At 72.2% G+C, this 17,847-nt stretch carries 16 protein-coding genes; 9 read left to right on the top strand and 7 right to left on the bottom strand.

Annotated features, from left to right (window positions below; all coding sequences use genetic code 11):
* Positions 1-65: 65 nt before the first annotated feature.
* Positions 66-764, bottom strand: coding sequence for a class I SAM-dependent methyltransferase (locus ACWEN6_RS32110; RefSeq protein WP_452575481.1), 699 nt, complete (start codon positions 762-764; stop codon positions 66-68).
* Positions 765-870: 106 nt separating this feature from the next.
* On the opposite strand from ACWEN6_RS32110, the gene ACWEN6_RS32105 reads away from it, so the two are divergent.
* The 6 genes from ACWEN6_RS32105 (at position 871) to ACWEN6_RS32080 (ending at position 7,195) form a co-directional block, all read left to right on the top strand.
* The gene (locus ACWEN6_RS32105; RefSeq protein ID WP_452575479.1) at positions 871-1,686 is read left to right on the top strand and encodes a sugar phosphate isomerase/epimerase family protein; all 816 of its coding nucleotides are present in this window, start codon (positions 871-873) and stop codon (positions 1,684-1,686) included.
* A gap of 63 nt (positions 1,687-1,749) precedes the next feature.
* Positions 1,750-2,505: a TetR/AcrR family transcriptional regulator gene (locus ACWEN6_RS32100; RefSeq protein ID WP_452575477.1), complete on the top strand. Its 756-nt coding sequence runs from the start codon at positions 1,750-1,752 to the stop codon at positions 2,503-2,505.
* Between the two features lie 178 nt (positions 2,506-2,683).
* On the top strand, positions 2,684-4,831 hold the full coding sequence (locus tag ACWEN6_RS32095; protein ID WP_452575475.1) for a heterodisulfide reductase-related iron-sulfur binding cluster: 2,148 nt from the start codon (positions 2,684-2,686) through the stop codon (positions 4,829-4,831).
* Positions 4,832-4,971: 140 nt separating this feature from the next.
* Complete coding sequence (locus ACWEN6_RS32090) at positions 4,972-5,793, top strand: hypothetical protein (RefSeq protein ID WP_452575473.1); 822 nt, start codon at positions 4,972-4,974, stop codon at positions 5,791-5,793.
* Positions 5,790-6,872 (top strand): glycosyltransferase, encoded by a 1,083-nt coding sequence (locus ACWEN6_RS32085; protein ID WP_452575471.1) that lies wholly within the window; start codon positions 5,790-5,792, stop codon positions 6,870-6,872. Before ACWEN6_RS32090 ends, ACWEN6_RS32085 begins: the two co-directional genes overlap by 4 nt.
* A gap of 41 nt (positions 6,873-6,913) precedes the next feature.
* Positions 6,914-7,195, top strand: a complete 282-nt coding sequence (locus ACWEN6_RS32080; RefSeq protein ID WP_354844393.1) for a metal-sensitive transcriptional regulator — start codon at positions 6,914-6,916, stop codon at positions 7,193-7,195.
* A 634-nt stretch (positions 7,196-7,829) separates the two neighbouring features.
* Here ACWEN6_RS32080 and ACWEN6_RS32075 read toward each other — a convergent pair.
* Together ACWEN6_RS32075 and ACWEN6_RS32070 are read right to left on the bottom strand one after the other, a co-directional pair.
* Positions 7,830-9,182 carry a hypothetical protein gene (locus ACWEN6_RS32075; protein ID WP_452575469.1) on the bottom strand — a complete coding sequence of 451 codons (1,353 nt, stop codon included), beginning with the start codon at positions 9,180-9,182 and terminating at the stop codon, positions 7,830-7,832.
* A gap of 69 nt (positions 9,183-9,251) precedes the next feature.
* Positions 9,252-9,827, bottom strand: coding sequence for a gamma carbonic anhydrase family protein (locus ACWEN6_RS32070; RefSeq protein WP_452575467.1), 576 nt, complete (start codon positions 9,825-9,827; stop codon positions 9,252-9,254).
* 183 nt (positions 9,828-10,010) lie between these two features.
* On the opposite strand from ACWEN6_RS32070, the gene ACWEN6_RS32065 reads away from it, so the two are divergent.
* Positions 10,011-11,399: a hypothetical protein gene (locus tag ACWEN6_RS32065; RefSeq protein ID WP_452575465.1), complete on the top strand. Its 1,389-nt coding sequence runs from the start codon at positions 10,011-10,013 to the stop codon at positions 11,397-11,399.
* A gap of 67 nt (positions 11,400-11,466) precedes the next feature.
* Here ACWEN6_RS32065 and ACWEN6_RS32060 read toward each other — a convergent pair whose 3' ends face one another.
* From ACWEN6_RS32060 to ACWEN6_RS32050, 3 genes are all read right to left on the bottom strand, one after another.
* Positions 11,467-11,844 (bottom strand): hypothetical protein, encoded by a 378-nt coding sequence (locus ACWEN6_RS32060; protein ID WP_354844405.1) that lies wholly within the window; start codon positions 11,842-11,844, stop codon positions 11,467-11,469.
* A gap of 126 nt (positions 11,845-11,970) precedes the next feature.
* On the bottom strand, positions 11,971-12,720 hold the full coding sequence (locus ACWEN6_RS32055; protein ID WP_452575519.1) for a GntR family transcriptional regulator: 750 nt from the start codon (positions 12,718-12,720) through the stop codon (positions 11,971-11,973).
* A gap of 153 nt (positions 12,721-12,873) precedes the next feature.
* The gene (locus ACWEN6_RS32050; protein WP_452575464.1) at positions 12,874-13,413 is read right to left on the bottom strand and encodes a VanZ family protein; all 540 of its coding nucleotides are present in this window, start codon (positions 13,411-13,413) and stop codon (positions 12,874-12,876) included.
* A gap of 387 nt (positions 13,414-13,800) precedes the next feature.
* Between ACWEN6_RS32050 and ACWEN6_RS32045 the strand changes: the two genes are divergently transcribed.
* A complete protein-coding gene (locus ACWEN6_RS32045) occupies positions 13,801-14,928 on the top strand; it encodes an aromatic ring-hydroxylating oxygenase subunit alpha (RefSeq protein WP_452575462.1) in 1,128 nt (375 codons plus the stop codon).
* Between the two features lie 84 nt (positions 14,929-15,012).
* On the opposite strand, the gene ACWEN6_RS32040 is transcribed toward ACWEN6_RS32045, so the two are convergent.
* On the bottom strand, positions 15,013-15,783 hold the full coding sequence (locus ACWEN6_RS32040) for an IclR family transcriptional regulator (protein WP_452575460.1): 771 nt from the start codon (positions 15,781-15,783) through the stop codon (positions 15,013-15,015).
* Between the two features lie 162 nt (positions 15,784-15,945).
* On the opposite strand from ACWEN6_RS32040, the gene betA reads away from it, so the two are divergent.
* Complete coding sequence (gene betA / locus ACWEN6_RS32035) at positions 15,946-17,613, top strand: choline dehydrogenase (RefSeq protein WP_452575458.1); 1,668 nt, start codon at positions 15,946-15,948, stop codon at positions 17,611-17,613.
* Positions 17,614-17,847: the final 234 nt, after the last annotated feature.

The following is a 17,847-nucleotide window of genomic DNA, read 5'->3' as shown; positions in this document are numbered from 1 at the left end:
TTGACGCCAACGTCAAGGTCAAGCCCGGCAGTCCCGGCCAGGGGCGCCGCGGGCGGGGGCCGGGGTCAGTACCGGCGCCAGCGAAGGACGTTGGGGTAGTCGAGCTCCAGCCCGGGGGTGCGCGCGATGGCCTCCTCGGCGACGGCGGGGGCGAACTCGATGCGCAGCACCGCCTCCAGGTCGGCGCGGGAGGTGAAGACCATGCGCAGGTCGAGTTCGCGGCGCAGCCATCCCTGGCGCGTCCAGAACGCCTCGACGTCCCGCGCGGAGTAGGAGGGGACCGTGCGGCTGAACCAGTCGCCGAACGCCCCGCGGGTGGCGTCCAGGTCGACCACGAACGCCGCGCCGCCGCGCCGGACGACCCGCGACAGCTCGCGCAGGCCGGGCTCGCAGCCGGGCCCGAAGAAGTAGGCCCAGCGCGCCACCGCCACGTCGACGCAGGCGTCGGGCACCGGCAGGGCCTGGGCGGTGGCCGTGCGGACCGACACGCGCTCCAGGCCGCGGCAGCGTTCGGCGGCCAGCGCGGCCAGGCCCGAGTGCGGCTCGACGCCGACGACCTTGCTCGCGGTGGCGGCGTAGCCGGGCAGGTGGTAGCCGGTGCCGCAGCCGATGTCCAGCACGACGCCGCCGGTCCACGGCCTCAGGGCCGAGATGGCGGCGTCGACCGCCCCGTCGGGGTCGACGGCGCGGTTCTCCAGTTCGTAGGTGCGGGGGGAGTTCCAGATGTTCGGGCTTGGTATGGCCCCCTCGACGATCCGCGCCATGGGGACACCGTAGACCAGGCAGGATGTCCCCCGGACCGTTGTGATCCTGCTTCCATCGCGGGTTGCGGAGCGCCACCTGGACGTGACCCGGCTTAGGCTGGCAGTTGTGACCGACGTCATCCGCGTCCCGAACGCCAAGATCGCCTTGTCCACCGCGTCGGTGTATCCGGAGCGCACTCCGGACGCCTTCGAGCTGGCCGCGCGCCTTGGATACGACGGTGTCGAGGTCATGGTCGGCGCCGACCCCGTGAGCCAGGACATCGACGTGCTCGAGCGGCTCGTCGACCACTACCAGCTCCCGGTGCTGGCCGTGCACGCCCCCTGCCTGCTGGTCACCCAGCGGGTGTGGGGCCGCGACCCGTGGGCCAAGCTCGTGCGTGCACAGAAGGCCGCCGAGCGTCTCGGCGCGCAGACCGTCGTGGTCCACCCGCCGTTCCGGTGGCAGCGCGACTACGCCCGCGACTTCGAGACGGGCCTGGCCCGCATCCGCGAGGAGACCGACGTGGTCTTCGCGGTGGAGAACATGTTCCCGCTGCGCGCCCGCGGGGCCGAGGTGGTCCCCTACTCCCCGGGCTGGAACCCGATCGACCAGGACTACCCGCAGGTCACGCTCGACCTCTCGCACACCGCCGTCTCCGGTTCCGACGCGCTGGAGATGGCCGAGAAGCTCGGCGACCGCCTGGCGCACCTCCACCTGGCCGACGGCGTCGGCACCACCAACAAGGACGAGCACCTGGTGCCGGGCAGGGGCGCGCAGCCCTGCGCGCGCATCCTCGAACGCCTGGCCACCGCCGGGTACGGCGGCCTCATCGTCCTTGAGATCAATACGCGCAAGGCGGCCGGGCGCACCGAGCGCATCGACGATCTGGCCGAGGGCCTGGCCTTCGCGCGGCTCCACTTCGCCGCCTCCTCGAACGCGTGATGGTTCCATGGGGGGCATGAGTCACAGAACGTCCGGCCACCCCCGCGGGGGGCCGAGGTGAGCGTGGCCGGCGAGGTCGGCGCGGTCGGCGCGGACGGCGAACCCGTGGGCGCGCGCAAACCGGGCGCCGAGGGCACGCGCAAACCGGGCGCCGAGGGCACGCGTAAGCCGGGTCCTGAGGGCACGCGTAAGCCGGGCGCCGAGAGCGCGCGCAAGGCGGGCGCCGAGGGGGCGGCCTCCGGCGGCCGGCGGCCGGGCCGGCGGCGCGGCTCGGCGGACACCCGCGGCCAGATCGTGGCCGCCGCGCGGAAGATCTTCGCCGAGAAGGGGTACGACAAGGCGACGATCAGGGGCATCGCGCGCGAGGCCGAGGTCGATCCGGCCCTGGTCCACCACTACTTCGACACCAAAGAGGGCATTTTCGTCGAGGCGATGCAACTGCCGGTCGACCCGGGCACGATCATTCCCCTCATCCTCGAAGGGCCGCGCGAGGAGATCGGCGAGCGGCTGGTGCGGTTCCTGCTGACCATGACGGCCGACCCCGCCAACCGCGAGCCGATCCTGGCCATCCTGCGCAGCGCGATGACCAACGACCAGGTGCTGGTGACCATCCGCGAGTTCATGACCATGGCGGTGTTCAACCGGGTCGTGGAGCGGCTCGGCATCTCGCCGGTGCGCATGGAGGTCGGGTTCGCGCAGATGTTTGGCGTGGTGCTGATGCGGTACGTCCTCCGGTTGGAACCGCTGGCCTCGGCCGAGATCGACGAGCTGGTGGAGATCCTGGCCCCGACGCTCCAGCGCTATCTGGGCGACGACTGACCGGCGATCGGCAGAGCATTATCCAGAGCATTGTTCTAGCATCGGGTCCACCAAGGATGTCCGGCCCCTGCGTACCGGCGGTAAGTTACCGGCGAGTATCATACGGGTTGGCCATGCCGTCACCGTGGATGACCGGTGTGTCTACGCTGGGCAGCCGACGCCATAGTTTGGAGGACCCGTGCTCCTTGTAGCGATCATCGGGCTGGTGATGACCGCCGTGGCGGTCACGCTCGCAGGTCGCCGCGTGCGCTGGCTCTACAGCCTCGCCACCAGCGGCCAGCCCGCGCCGGAGCGGGTGCGGTACGCCAAGGAGAACCTCGGCGCCGAGCTCAGGGCGCAGCTCGTCGAGGTGTTCGCCCAGCGGAAGCTGCTCAAGTGGACGCCGTCGGGCGTCGCGCACTTCGTGGTGTTCTGGGCGTTCGTGATCCTCGCCACGGTCTATCTGGAGGCGTACGGGGCGCTCATCCAGGGGGCGGTGACCGGCAAGCCCGACTTCCACATCCCGCTGGTCGGCACCTGGCCGGTCCTCGGCTTCCTCCAGGACCTCATCGCCGTCGCCTGCCTTGCCGGCCTGGCCGCCTTCGCCGTCATCCGCGTCAGGAACTCGCCGAAGAAGCTCGGCCGCGACTCGCGCTTCTCCGGCTCCCACCTGGGCGGCGCGTGGCTGATCCTGTTCATGATCTTCAACGTGATCTGGTCGCTGTTCCTGTTCCGCGGCGCGGCGGTCAACACCGGCAACTTCCCCTACCGGTCCGGAGCCTTCGCCTCCGACGCCGCGGCCGCCCTGCTGCGCCCCCTCGGCGCGGGCGCCAACGAGCTGCTGGAGAAGGCCGGTCTGCTGCTGCACATCGGCGTCATGCTGGTGTTCCTGGTCATCGTGGTGAACTCCAAGCACCTGCACATCTTCACCGCCCCGCTGAACGTGGCGTTCTCCCGGCGCCCCGACGGCCTCGGCGCGGTGCCCGAGATGCGCAGCAACGGCAAGGCGCTCGACTTCGAGGAGGCCGACCCCGACACCGACGTCTTCGGCCGCGGCAAGATCGAGGACACCACGTGGAAGGGCTTCCTCGACTTCTACACCTGCACCGAGTGCGGCCGCTGCCAGTCGCAGTGCCCGGCGTGGAACACCGACAAGCCGCTCTCGCCCAAGATGCTGATCCTCGACCAGCGCGACCACGCCATGGCCATCGCCCCGTACCTGCTGGCGACCGAGGAGGAGCGGGCGAACCTCCCCGAGGACGTCCTGGCCCTGGCGGGCAAGCCGCTGGTCGGCGAGGAGGGCGTCATCCACCCCGACGTGCTGTGGTCGTGCACCAACTGCGGCGCGTGCGTCGAGCAGTGCCCGGTGGACATCGAGCACATCGACCACATCATCGACATGCGCCGCTACCAGGTCATGATCGAGTCGAGCTTCCCCTCCGAGGCGGGCGTCATGCTCAAGAACCTCGAGAACAAGGGCAACCCGTGGGGCGTGTCCGAGATGAAGCGCGCCGAGTGGATCGAGGAGCTGGCCGCGCGCGAGGTCGACCCGATCGAGGTCCAGGTCATCGACGAGAAGGTCCCCGACGACCTGGAGTACCTCTTCTGGGTCGGCTGCGCCGGAGCCCTGGAGGACCGCGCGAAGAAGACCACCAAGGCGGTCGCCGAGCTGCTGCACATCGCCGGGGTGAAGTTCGGCGTGCTCGGCCCGATGGAGGCATGCACGGGCGACCCGGCCCGCCGCCTGGGCATGGAGTTCCTGTTCAACATGCTCGCCCAGCAGAACATCGAGACGCTGAACGAGGCCGGGGTCAAGAAGATCGTCGCCACCTGCCCGCACTGCTTCAACACCCTGGCCAACGAATACCCGCAGCTCGGCGGCATGTTCGAAGTGGTGCACCACACCCAGCTGCTGGCCAAGCTGGTCGAGGAGGGCAGGCTCACCCCGATCACCCCGATCGAGGAGAAGATCACCTACCACGACCCGTGCTTCCTCGGCCGCCACAACAAGGTGTACGCCCAGCCGCGCGACATCATGGCCAAGGTGCCGGGCGTCCAGACCCAGGAGATGCACCGCTGCAAGGACCGCGGCTTCTGCTGCGGCGCGGGCGGGGCGCGCATGTGGATGGAGGAGCGCATCGGCAAGCGCATCAACACCGAGCGGGTGGACGAGGCGCTGACCACCGACCCCGACACCGTCTCGACCGCCTGCCCGTTCTGCCTGGTCATGCTGGGCGACGCCATCAACGAGAAGAAGAACAACGGCCAGGCCAAGGAGTCCCTTGAGGTGGTCGACGTCGCGCAGCTCCTCGTCACCTCCGTGAAGGGCCGGCCGGTCAAGGCCTGACGCCGCTCGACCTGGGATGTGACCTGCGGAAACGGCCCTGCCTGCCCGGCGGTAGGCGGGGCCGGAAAACCTTTCTCCACATAACGGGGAAATCACGGTAACCTCAACGCGCGGGGCTCAATCGACGGGGAGGGGCTACGGTGCGCGTTGTCGTTACCGATGCCGAGGTCACCTTGGCCGACGTCCTCTCCCTCCGCGTGTCCATCGAGCACCCCCTCCCCGAGGGCACGCGGCTCGTCCTGCGCCAGCGGGGCACCGGAAGCGAGGCCAAGGTCGTTCTCGGCACGCCGGGAGCGGAGGCGCGCGACGCCTCGGTCGCGGTGTCGCTGACCCCGCTCGGCCTGGCCCCCGGCCGGTGGGACACCTACCTCGAGCACGACGGCGGCCTCGGCGACGGCGAGCCCGCCCGGCGCACCCGCATGCACTGCGTCGATCCGGGCTTCTCGCTCGACCGGCTGGACGCCTACGCGCTGAGCCGCCGCACCATGGCCTACCGCGCCTACCGCACCCTCAACGGCTACCTGGCGCTGAAGATCTCCCCGGCCGAGCCGGTCGCCGACGTGCGCGCGGTGTGGTTCCGCGAGGGCCGCTTCGAGGTCACCGGGCTGCTGGCCTACACCGGTTTCGACGACGACGACGCCCACCGCACCGCCCGCCTCGCCCTGCGCAGCACCTCCGGCCCCGACACGGCCGTGACCGCCGCCGCCACCGTGCAGGGCGTGCGTTTCCACGCGGCGCTGTCGCTGTGCGACGTGATCGCGGCCACGCCCGAGTACGAGGGGCTGTGGGCCCCGTCCCTGGAGGTGGACGGGCTGGAGACGCCGCTGCCGCTCGGGGCGCGCATCGACGATGTGGACGGCAAGCGCCGCCGCGTGCACTATCCCGATACCAGCGTCGACGGCGTGCCGGTCCGGCCGTGCTACACCGTGGACGACGAGCTCCGTCTCGAGGTGGGCGGGTGAAGATCTGCTTCCTGGTCCCCTCCGCGTACGGCATGCGCGGCGACACGCGCGCGGTGCTCAACCTCGCGACCGAGCTCGCCGGCCGCCACGAGGTAGAGATCATCAGCGTCCGCAGGGTGCGCGAGGCGCCGTTCTTCCCGGTGGACCCGCGCATCGCGCTGCGCTGGCTGATCGACGCGCGCCCTGGAGTGCGCCATCTGCTGCCCCGCGGCCAGATGCGCACCGAGGTGGCGCTGTGGCGCACTCTGCGCGGCCTGCGCGGCGATGTGCTGGTGACCACCAGGCCCGGCCTCAGCGTCCAGGCCGCCCGGCACGTCCCCCGCGAGACCCTGCGCATCGCTCGCGAGTGGAGCCGCCCCGCGGTGCCCGCGCCCGTGCGGCGGTTCTATCCCAAGCTGGACGCCGTGGTGGCCTCCACCGAGGCGACCGGCGAAGAGATGATCCGCCTGCTGGACGGCGCCGGTGATCCGCCGGTGCTCGTCGTCCCCGACGCGCTCCCGCCGGCGCCCTGGCCGCGCTCGCGCATGGACAACCGCATCGTCTCGGCCGGCGGGCGGTGGATGCCGGGCAAGTCGTTCGACCGGCTCATCCGCGCGTTCGCCATCGTGGCCGACAAGCGTCCCGACTGGCGGCTGCGCCTGTACGGTGGCGGCCCCGAGGAGAAGCGGCTGCGGGCGCTGGTCGGCGAGCTGAACCTGCACAACAACGTGTACTTCATGGGCACCACCCCTGATCTGCAGGGGGAGTTCGCCAAGGCGTCCATCGTGGCCGTCACCTCCCATGCCGAGACGCCGGGCATGACGGTCATCGAGGCGCTCGCCTGCGGCGTCCCGGTGGTCGGGTTCGAGGGGGCCCGGGGGTTCGGGGAGTTCGTGACCCCCGGCCGCGACAGCGTGCTGGTGCCCTCGGGCGAGGGAGAGATCGGCGCGTACGCCTCGGCGCTGCTGGCGCTGATCGACGACGAGCGCCGCCGCATGGCGCTGGCGGCGGGGGCGCGCGAGTCGGCCGCGGAGCACGCCGCGCCGGCCATCGCCGCCCGCTGGGAGTCGCTGGTGGAGGGCCTGAGAGCCCGCGTCTGAGCAGCGCGGGAGCCATACCCCGAACAGGTATCGTGGACGGTATGCATGGGTACAGCGGTGACAAGCAGGCCTATCTGACCAGGCTCCGGCGCATCGAAGGCCAGATCCGCGGGTTGCAGCGCATGGTCGAGGAGGACTCCTACTGCATCGACGTCCTCACCCAGGTGTCGGCGGCCACGCGCGCTCTGCAGGCGGTGGCGCTGGGGCTGCTGGAGGACCACATCGGGCACTGCGTGCGGGACGCCATCGACGCCGGGGGGCCAGAGGCCGACGAGAAGGTCAAGGAGGCGTCGGCGGCCATCGCCCGGCTGGTGCGCTCCTAGCCGGGCCGGCGACCGGCACGCGCCGTCGCGCAAGGCCCGCCCGGTCCAGGGTGGGGAGACCGGCTGGAGGCGCCGCGCGCCGTCCACGCGGCCGTCCGCGGGACGGGTGAGGCTAGTGCGGCGGGTGGGCGCACGGCCCGGGTGGACTAGTCCGCAGGGGACGTGTGAGGGGGGCTCAAGGGGCCCGCTCACAAAACCGTCCCGAACTCCGGGGGAGTCCGGGACCAGTTCTGAGAGCTACTTCAGTGGCTCACCGAAGTCCGCAACCCGAGCGCGTTGTCGAGCTCATCCAACGTCAGCTCTCGCTCGCTGACAGCGACGGCGCTGAGCACCTCCGCGTAGAGCGCGATCTCGTCCAACGCGACACGGTCATGGACCCTTGAGTCCAGATAATCGTGCCCCACCGCGTCGTCCTTCCTTCCGCAGCCCACACCCTCTTCGAGGTTACGGCCGGGTGGCTTTCCACGACATGGCCCATCGGGACCATTCGTCACACCCGCCCGTGTCCTCGTGGAACCATTTCCCCGTTCCGAGATCACAATTCCGTCAAATCTGCAGATCAGGGGGCGGGGAATGATATACGCGAGGTAAGCAGGAAATAACCCTATAAACCGTTTAGATCTGGCCGGCGGGATCAGGAGTGGCGTATCCATTCCGCTGAGGTCGCTGGGACGGAGGGCGCCGGGTCGTCCCGCTCGTGGATCAGGCAGGTCACCGTGGCCGAGGACGTGGGGAAGCCGCGCGGCGGCGGGGCCGTTCCGGTGACACGGCACCAGGCGAGCCCCGAGGCGTAACCGGCTCCCAGCAGAGCCGCGGCCGAGGCCCGGTCGGGCGGACGAAGCGGGGCGGGCGGCTCGCCGTCCCGCGGCCAGCAGCCCCGCAACGGGTGACCCGGATCGGTGAGCGCCGCGTGGAAGGCGCGCCGCAACTCCGGATCCAGCCACGGATAGAGCTGTGGCGCCACGCCCGGCGCCACGGCCTGGACGTCCGCGGCGAGCAGCGAGGCGGCCACCGCCCGCGGGTCGGCGCCGTGGACCTCCACGAACGACAGCGCCTCCACCAGGTCGTAGAGCATGTGGCGCAGGTGCCGGCCGGGCGAGGACTCCGCCTCCAGGGCGCCCCCGAGATGCGGCGGGCAGCGCGCGAGCCACGCCCGCCGCGCCGCCTCGGCGTCGCCTGCCGGGTGGTCCAGCCACGGCCGCGCCCGCAGCGGCTCCACCATCGCCAGCAGCGCGGCCGCTCGGGGCGCGAAGCGGGGGTCGGCGAGCAGCACTCGGGCGGTGCCCGCGAGCTGCCCGGCCACGCGCACCGCCGCGCCCGCCCCGCGCGCCAGCCGCTCGATGTAGAGGGCGGTCAGCGCCGAGAGCGGCATCGGGGGCAGCCAGCGCACCCAGTCGTCGCCCGGCAGCGGGCGGGAGAGGAACTCCCCGAACATCGACAGCAGCACCTCGTTGCCGTCGAACGCGGGGGCGTACGCGCACCACATGATCGTCCCCCACATCGCGGCGACCGGGGCCGTGACGTCGGGGTGGAACACCTCGCGCAGCGGCCCCGTGGAGAAGGGGGCCTCCTCCTCCCTGGCCGCGCGGGCGACGTCCAGCAGAGCCCGTATGCGCTCGGTCATGTCGCGCGGCACGTCGGGGCCGACGAACGCCTGCGTGGAGCCGCGGTCGAAGGCCAGGTCGGCGGCGGAGGGCAGCAGGTCCTGCGGAACGGGCGGCGCCGGGTGGGCCGGGGTCGCGGCGGCGCGGACGCGCGGGGCGGCGGGCGGGGCCGACAGGTGCCACAGCCCGTCCTGGGCGTCGTGGCGGTGCCAGCGGGCGTGCGTCCCGAACAGCCAGCAGGCGCCGTCGGGGGTGCGCAGCAGGCGCGCGGCCATCGCCTGCGCCTGCGTGGGTGCGGGGACGTCCGCCCACCGCGGGTCGGCGACCATGGCGCGGACATCCCGCTCGATCGCCTCGAAAGGGTCCCACTGCACGGCCGCCATGCTACTGGGGGCAGGTCACGGGGACCCGGGTGTCGCACCGCGGTCCGCCCCCGGCGCGACGGGGCCGGCTCAGGCTCCGGGGGGCAGAGGAGAGGCGGCGCGGTGGCGGGCGGCCTTGGCCATGTAGGTGTCGGGCGTGCGGGCGAAGCCCGCCCTGTCGTCGTCGGTCAGCTCGCGCACGATCTTCCCTGGCACCCCGGCGACCAGCACCCCGGCGGGGATCTTCTTGCCGGGGGTGACCACGCAGCCCGCCGCGACCAGCGAGCCCGCGCCGATCGTGGCGCCGTTCAGCACGACCGCGCCGATGCCGACCAGCGCGCCCCTCTCGACGCGGGCGCCGTGCACGACGGCGCGGTGGCCGAGGCTCACGCGGTCCTCCAGCACGGCGGGCAGGCCGGGGTCGGCGTGCAGGCAGCACAGATCTTGGATGTTGCACTCGTCGCCGACCTCGATGGCCTCGGCGTCGCCGCGCAGCACCGAGCCGTACCAGACGCTGGTGCCCCGCCCGAGCCGCACGCGGCCGACAACCACGGCCGTCGGGGCGATGTAGGCCTCGGGGTGGACGGCGGGCACGGCCTCGCCGAGCGCCGCGATGTAGGGCGCGGCCGGGGAGGTGCCCGGACCGGAGAGGGGCCGCTCGCTCATGTCATCGATGATCTCACGTGCGGCTCGGCCGGTTTCCCGCCTCACCGGCGACAGGCGCTCATCAGACCGCAACAGGTCAGGCGTTCGGGTTGCGGACTTGGGCAGATGGCAGGAAAGTCGTGTCCTGACGTGACGTGACCGAAGCACGACCCCCACTCGATTCAAGACCCCCAGGGCTCAGCCATGACGAACCAGCACGACAGCTTCCCCGACATGATGCACGAGGACCTCGGCTTCGAGGTGGTGATGCGTGGATACAGCCGCCGCCAGGTGCACGATCACATGGTCCGAACGCGCAACCAGATTCGTGACCTGGAGGAACGGCTGGCGCGCGCCATCGATCAGGCCGAACAGGGCCGCGTCGAGCTCGCCGAGGCCCGCCGCCGCCTGGCCGAGGCCCCGCAGGACTACGACGAGCTCGGCCAGCGGCTGAGCCAGATCCTCAAGCTCGCCGAGGAGGAGGCGATCTCCAAGCGCGAGACGGCCGACACCGAGGCCGCCAAGGTGCGCGAGGAGGCCGCGGCCGAGGCCGAGCGCATCCTCACCGCCGCCCAGGCCGAGGCCGAGCGCCGGGTGGCCGAGGCCACCAACGCCGCCGAGCGGCTGCTGGCCCAGGCCGGGTCGGACGCCGAGGAGACCCTGGGGGCCGCGCGCGCCGAGTCCGACGAGACGCTGCGCAACGCGCGGGCCGAGGCCGACCGCGCGCTCACCGCCGCGCAGCACGAGGCCGAGCGGCTGGTGTCGGAGGCCAATGCCCAGGCCGAGGCCACGCTCGGCTCGGCCAAGGCCGAGTCCGAGGCCACGCTGAAGGCCGCGCGCCAGCGGGCGGCGTCGCTGGACGAGCACACCGGCACGAGGGTGACCTTCCTCACCGACACCCACACCGAGGTCATGCGCCGGCTCAACGAGATGGGCTCGGTGCTGACCGACCTGCTGCGGCGCGAGGCGAACGCGGGGGCGCTGATCGACGAGGCCGCCGTGCTGCCGCCCGCGCCGCCGGTGGGTTCGGCCGAGGACCTTCACCAGGGCGGGGCCCCGGCCGCCGAGGAGATCGACGCGGTCCGCGTCGTCCTGGACGACGCCGACAGCCCCCACGGCCCCGACGGCCCCGCGCGGCCGGGCGGCGCCGCCGAGGGGGAGGACGCCCAAGCGGGCCACGAGAGCGCGCAGGACGGCTCCGAGGGCGCCGGCGAGCATGACAAGGGCGACGAGCGTCACGGGCGCGACGAGGGCGGCCTGGGCGCCGAGCAGGGCCCGCCGGCCGAGCAGGGCTCGCGGGACGTCTTCGCGTCGCACTCGGGCCCGCAGGACGCCTTCGCTCCGCGCGGCGGCTCGCGCGGCGGCCTCGTCGGGCACCATGGCGACGATCAGCCGGAGGACGCCGTGTTCGGGCGCCCGGTCTTCGACGCCGACGGCGGCGTCCTGGACGCTCAGCAGAGCGTCCAGGTCGTGGCGGGGGACGATGACGCGCACGACGTCCGGCGCGGCAACGACCACGAGACCTCGAAGGGCCGCATCCGCGGCTTCTTCGAGGACTCCGACGTCCACTCCGGCGGCGGTCACCAGCGCTGAGGTGGCGGAAACCTCCGCCCCCGATCGGGTCGGAGGTTTCCGCTTCCCTCATGCCGGCGCCCGCCGATCAGCTCTCCTGGTCGGCGGCGCCGGCGGCCGTGCCCGGGTCCCCTTCGCCAGGGGCCCCGGGCGGTCCTGATCCCCACGCCGGGGAGGCGCCCGGCTCGCCGGTCCCTCCCTGGCCGGTGGAGGCCCGCGTCGGTCCCGCCTCGCCGGTGAGGCCGGACCGCTGGTCGAGGCCGGGGATGAGCCGGCGCTGTTCGAGCAGGCGCTCGCGCAGGCCGGCGGGGTCGTCGGCGTCGATGGTCATCGCGCCACCCGCGTCGCGTTCATGTTCGGTGAGCAGGTGGTGCCGGGTGGCCCACCACCTTCCCGCGTCGCTCCTCCAGATCGTCCAGTCGGGGAACTCCCGGGCGATTTCGGCGAGGTGCCGGTCGAACGACATCCCGTCCACCCTTCCCGCGGCGAGGGGCCAGGTCGGTACCTTTCCCCTTCACGTTGCGGGACATCTCTAGAGAAATCAATGTTCGGGTGGGACAGGTCAACCTAACGCTTGACATTTCACCTTGACTCAGGCGTCGAAGTCGTACTGAAGTACGTACGACGCGGCGTCCATGATCATGGTGTTGAGCTCCACCGCTGCGCCTCCGGCGGCGTACGCGGTCCGGCAGACGACGATCACCGGCGTCCCGGCGGACAGGGAGAGGCGGGCCGCCTCCTCCGGCGCGGGCATCCGGGCGCGCACCTCCTCGGTGAAGTGCACCGGCGCGTGCCCGAGGTCGCGCAGCCGCGCGTAGACCCCGCCCGGGCCGGTGTCCGGCTCCGTGATCGCCGACCCGGCGACCAGCTCGGCCGGAAAGCAGGAGGCCGCGAGCTGCACCGGCCGGCCGTCGACGGAGTAGCGCCGTCGCCGCACCCAGACCTCGTCGCAGCCGAGCGCCCGCGCAGCGTCCTCGTCCGCCGTCTCACGGGCGACCGTCAGATCGTCCACCGCGTACGGCCGGCCGCCGGCGTCGCCGTCCCAGATGGCCCGGCCCGTCCCCCACTGCTCGCGGGACAGCCGGCGCGAGCCGTGCCTGCGGATCGGCCGGAACTGCCGCACGTACACCCCCGAGCCCCGGCGCGGCACGGCCACGCCCTCGTTGATGAGCACCGACAACGCCTGCCGTGCCGTCGCGCGGGCGATGCCGTACTCGGCCATGAGGGCGTTCTCGCCCGGTAGGCGATCCCCATCGCGCAACTCGCCCGCCTGGATCGCCTGGCGCAGGCGATCGGCGATGCGGCGATAGATCGGGGGGTCGTGAGGTACCGGGGATTGCATCACGCTCTATCACCCTCAGTCACCAACGCGGTCCGCGTCTCCAGAGAACTTGCCCCGCCTTGTCCACGATCGCACAGATACTCAGGTTGGTCCCGTGCTTCTTTTGAGCGGATCGTGCCCGTGTGGTGATCTCCGGGGTCTTTCGTGCCTCGTTTACCGTGGACCGGTCCCGGCCGCCGTCCGGCCGGCCCGCCACGGCCGCGTCGCCAGCGCGGCCAGCACGGCGCCCGCGGTGTTGAGCAGGACGTCGTCGGCGGAGGAGACCCGGCCGAGGCGCAGGCCGTACTGCAGCGCCTCGACGATGAGCGACAGCGCGGCGGCGAGCAGGCCGATCCGCCAGAGGGGGGCGAAGCGCGCCGAGCGGATCGGCAGCAGGGCGCCGAGTGCGGCGAACACCAGCAGATTGCCTCCGACCTGCGCGAACATCGCTCCGAACGGCCCGCGCGCCAGCTCGGCGAGATCGCGCAGCGGCACCAGGCTGACGCCCGGAGCGGTGCCAGGGGTGAGGATCATCCACACCCAGGGGAGGGTCCCGGCGACGATGAACACATCGGCGTAGGCCGTCCGCGCGGGGTGGGGATGCCCCTGACGCGCCCGCCGGCGGGCGAGCAGGTGAGCCGCGGCGACGGCGGCAGGCAGCAATACAAGTGTGGCTACTACGACATATCTCCAGAGCTGCCATTCGAGCCGCATGTGGGCCATTTTCCCGGATGGCGCGCCGCGGCGGGCGCCTGATCGACGGGCGCGGCGGGTGGGCCTGAGTAACAGGAAGGTGGCTCCGGAGCAAGGAGCGCGCGCCCGTACTCCAGGCGTGCGGGGCCCGCCGGGCGTCACGCAGGGTGACCCGCCGGGGGTCACCCAAGGTGAGACACGGGCAAGGCAGAGGCGTCGCCGGGGCGTATTGACAGCGGCCCACCTGGGACGCAGTCTGTTGCGCATAGTGAGTTCCGTTCCGTCATCATCAACTTCAGGGGTGACCGCGGTGATTCCCGCCTGCCCCCTCGCGGCACCGTCGCGGGGCGAGGCCCACCGGCTCGACATCGGCGCACCGGCAGCGGCCCGGCGGACGGGGAGCGGCGCGTGACCACCCCCAGCCTGCTGGCCACCCTGCCCGGCCGCTTCTACACCGACCAGGACGTCTTCGCCCTGGAGCAGCGCCGGATCTTCGAGACGATGTGGTTCTGCGCGGCCCGCGCCGACGACCTGGACGGGCCCGGGGCCTTCCGCACGGTGCAGGTGGGGCGCGAGAGCGTCATCGTCAGCCGCGCCGAGGACGGATCGGCGCGCGCGTTCCTGAACGTCTGCCGGCACCGCGGCGCCCGGCTGTGCGCCGAGGAGTCCGGCCGGGTCCGCCGGGCCTTCCAGTGCCCCTACCACGCCTGGGCCTACGACCTGGACGGCACGCTGATCGCCGCCCCGAACCTCAGCACGATGCCCGACATCGACCGCGTCGAGTACGGCCTGGTCACGGCGCATGTGCGCGAATGGCTCGGATACGTGTGGGTGTGCCTGGCCGACGAGCCGCCCTCCTTCGAGCAGGACGTCCTCGGCGCGGTGGTGACCCGGCTCGGCGACCTGGCCTCGATCGAGAACTACGGGGTGGAGAAGCTGAAGGTCGGCCGCAGGATCGTCTACGACGTCCGGGCCAACTGGAAGCTCATCGTCGAGAACTTCATGGAGTGCTACCACTGCGCGACCATCCACCCCGAGCTGACCGCGGTGCTGCCGGAGTTCGCCGACGGGTACGCCGCCCAGTACTTCGTGGGCCACGGCGCGGCGTTCGGCGGCGGCGTCGAGGGGTTCACGGTGGACGGCTCGCCGGGGGTCGACCGCATCCCGACGGTGAGCCGGGAGCAGGACCGCCGCTACTACGCGATCACCATCAGGCCGCAGGTGTTCGTCAACCTCGTCCCCGACCACGCCATCGTGCACCGCATGTTCCCGCTGGCCGCCGACCGCACGGTGGTGGAGTGCGACTGGCTGTTCCTGCCGGAGGTCGTGGCCGGCGGCCGGGACATCGGGCCGTCGGTCGAGCTGTTCCACAAGGTCAACGTGCAGGACTTCGACGCGTGCGAGCGCTGCCAGCCGGCGATGGGCTCGCGGGTCTACGCGCGCGGCGGCGTCCTGGTGCCGAGCGAGCACCACATCGCCGAGTTCCACCAGTGGGTCGCCGGGCGCCTCGAGCCGCCGGGCCGGCCCGCCGGATGAGCAGGCCCGGCCCGGGGCACCCGGAGAAGCCGAGCCTGGCCGCGTCACCGGACGAGCCGAGCGGGGCCGGCCCGCGTCACCGGGTCAGCCGGAGTAGCCGAGCCGGTGGCTGATGTCGGCCGCGCCGCCGACCAGCACCGGGGCGACCTCGTGCATGCGCTCCTCGCTGAACCGGTAGGCGGGCCCGGACGCGCTGACCGCCGCCACGACCTCCCCGTCATAGGACCGGACGGCGGCGGCCATGGCGTTCAGCCCGATCTCGTACTCCTCCACGGTGACGGCGTACCCGCGCGTCCTGGCCTCGGCGAGCTGGGGCAGGAGGTCGTCGGCCGAGGTGATGGTGGCGGGGGTGTAGCGGGCCAGGCCCGCCGCCGCCAGCAGCCGGTCGCGGTGGCGCTGGTCGAGGTGGGCGAGCAGCATCTTGCCGCTGGAGGTGGCGTGCAGGGGGGTGAGCTGGCCGACCCAGTTGTAGGCGGTGACCGCCGACGGGCCGCGCACCTGGTCGAGGTTGACCGCGTAGTGGGAGCGCACGACGGCGATGTTGACGGTCTCGCCGATCTCCTCGGCCAGGCGGCGGCAGACCGGGCGTCCCTGCTGGGTGAGGTCGAGCCGGGAGGCGACGCCGCCGGCCAGGCGGATGACGCCGAAGCTCAGGCGGTACTTGCCGCGGTCCTCGGCCTGTTCGACGAGGTTCCTGGCCTCCAGGGCGCCGAGCAGCCGGAAGGCGGTGGACTTGTGGACACCGATCTCGGCGGCGATCTCGCTGACGCCGGCCTCGCCGCGCTGGGAGAGGATCTCCAGCACGCTGATGGCCCGGTCGACCGACTGCACGCCGGCCGAGGATTCGTTGCCCATAGCCCCGGACTGTAGGGGGTCGGCGTACCGCCGTCCATTTACGCCGCCGCCCGACGATGGTTGCGCAGGCCGCAACCTTGTGCGTCAATCGCTACAACGCAACGCGCGCCATTTCTCCGCATATGCCGGGATATTGGCGATGAGAGCGAGACGAGGGCTTACATGTACGACTTCGTCATCGTCGGTGGTGGCTCGGCCGGATGCGTTCTCGCGAACCGGTTGTCCGCCGATCCGTCCGTCCGGGTGCTGGTCCTGGAAGCCGGACGCTCCGACTTCCCCTGGGACGTCTTCATCCACATGCCCGCCGCGCTGATGTTCCCCATCGGCAGCCGGTTCTACGACTGGAAGTACGAGTCCGAGCCCGAGCCCCACCTGAACGGCCGCCGCGTCTACCACGCGCGCGGCAAGGTGCTGGGCGGGTCGAGCAGCATCAACGGCATGATCTTCCAGCGCGGCAACCCGCTGGACTACGAGCGCTGGGCGGCCGACCCCGGAATGGAGACCTGGGACCACGCCCACTGCCTGCCCTACTTCAAGCGCATGGAGAACTGCACCGCCGACCCCGGCACGGCCTTCCGCGGCCATGACGGGCCGTTGGTGCTGGAGCGCGGCCCGGCGGACGGCCCGCTGTTCACCGCCTTCTTCGAGGCCGCGCGGCAGGCCGGATATCCGCTCACCGACGACGTGAACGGCTACCGCCAGGAGGGCTTCGCGCCGTTCGACCGGAACATCCGCCGCGGGCGCCGCCTGTCGGCCGCGCGGGCGTACCTGCACCCGGTGAAACGGCGCCCCAACCTGACGGTCAGGACCCGGGCGCTGGTCACCCGCGTGCTGTTCGAGGGCGGGCGCGCGGTCGGCGTGGAGTGCGACGGGCGCACCGTGCGGGCCGGCGAGGTGATTCTGTGCGGCGGCGCCATCAACACACCGCAGCTGCTCCAGCTCTCCGGCGTGGGCGACGCCGGTGAACTGCGGGCCGCGGGCGTGCGGCCCGTCCACAACCTGCCCGGCGTGGGGGAGAACCTCCAGGACCACCTGGAGGTCTACGTCCAGTACGGCTGCCGGCGGCCGGTGTCGATGCAGCCGGCGATGAAGTGGCGCAACCGGCCGTGGATCGGCGCGCGGTGGCTGTTCCTGCGCAGCGGACCGGGCGCCACCAACCACTTCGAGGCGGGCGGCTTCGTCCGGGGCAACGACGAGGTGGCCTACCCCAACCTGATGTTCCACTTCCTGCCGGTCGCGGTGCGCTACGACGGCTCGGCCCCGGCCGGCGGCCACGGCTACCAAGTGCACATCGGGCCCATGTACTCCGACGCGCGCGGCTCGGTGAAGATCAAGAGCCCCGACCCCCGGGTGCGGCCGGCGCTGCGCTTCAACTACCTGTCCACCGGCCAGGACCGCCGCGAGTGGGTCGAGGCCGTCCGGGTGGCCAGGGACATCCTCAACCGGCCGGCCATGGAGGAGTTCAACGCGGGCGAGCTGTCGCCGGGGCCGTCCGTGCGCACCGACCAGGAGATCCTCGACTGGGTCGCCCGCGACGCCGAGACCGCCCTGCATCCCTCCTGCACCGCCCGCATGGGCGTCGGGGAGGGCGCCGTGGTGGACCCGCTGAGCATGCGGGTGCACGGCCTGGAAGGACTGCGGGTCGTGGACGCCTCGGTGATGCCGTACGTGACCAACGGCAACATCTACGCGCCGGTCATGATGGTCGCCGAGAAGGCCGCCGACCTCGTGCTCGGCAACACGCCCCTGCCGCCGGAGCGGGTGGAGTTCTACCGGCACCCCGGTCGCGCCGGCGCGCCGCCCGGCCACGCGCCCGCTCCGTCCGGGTGACCAGGGCCGGGCCGGACTCACGTGCGCGCCCGGGTGGAGGTGCGTTTTCCGGTCGCCAAGCGAAACGCGGCAAGCCTTGACCGGGGCGCGTACGGGAGGGACGATCTGTTCCTCGTTGAGCATTCTGATGCGCGATACGCAACCGAATCCGCGAACGGAGAGGTCCGTGCCGGAGCCCTGTTCCGCCGTCCGTCCCCGGAAGCCGGCCCCCGCCCCTCGAACCGCGAGGTGACC

It is taken from the genome of Sphaerisporangium sp. NPDC004334 (assembly GCF_053602655.1).
Note: the sequence above shows the minus strand (reverse complement) of the source record. Positions and strands in the feature narration are given on the sequence as shown.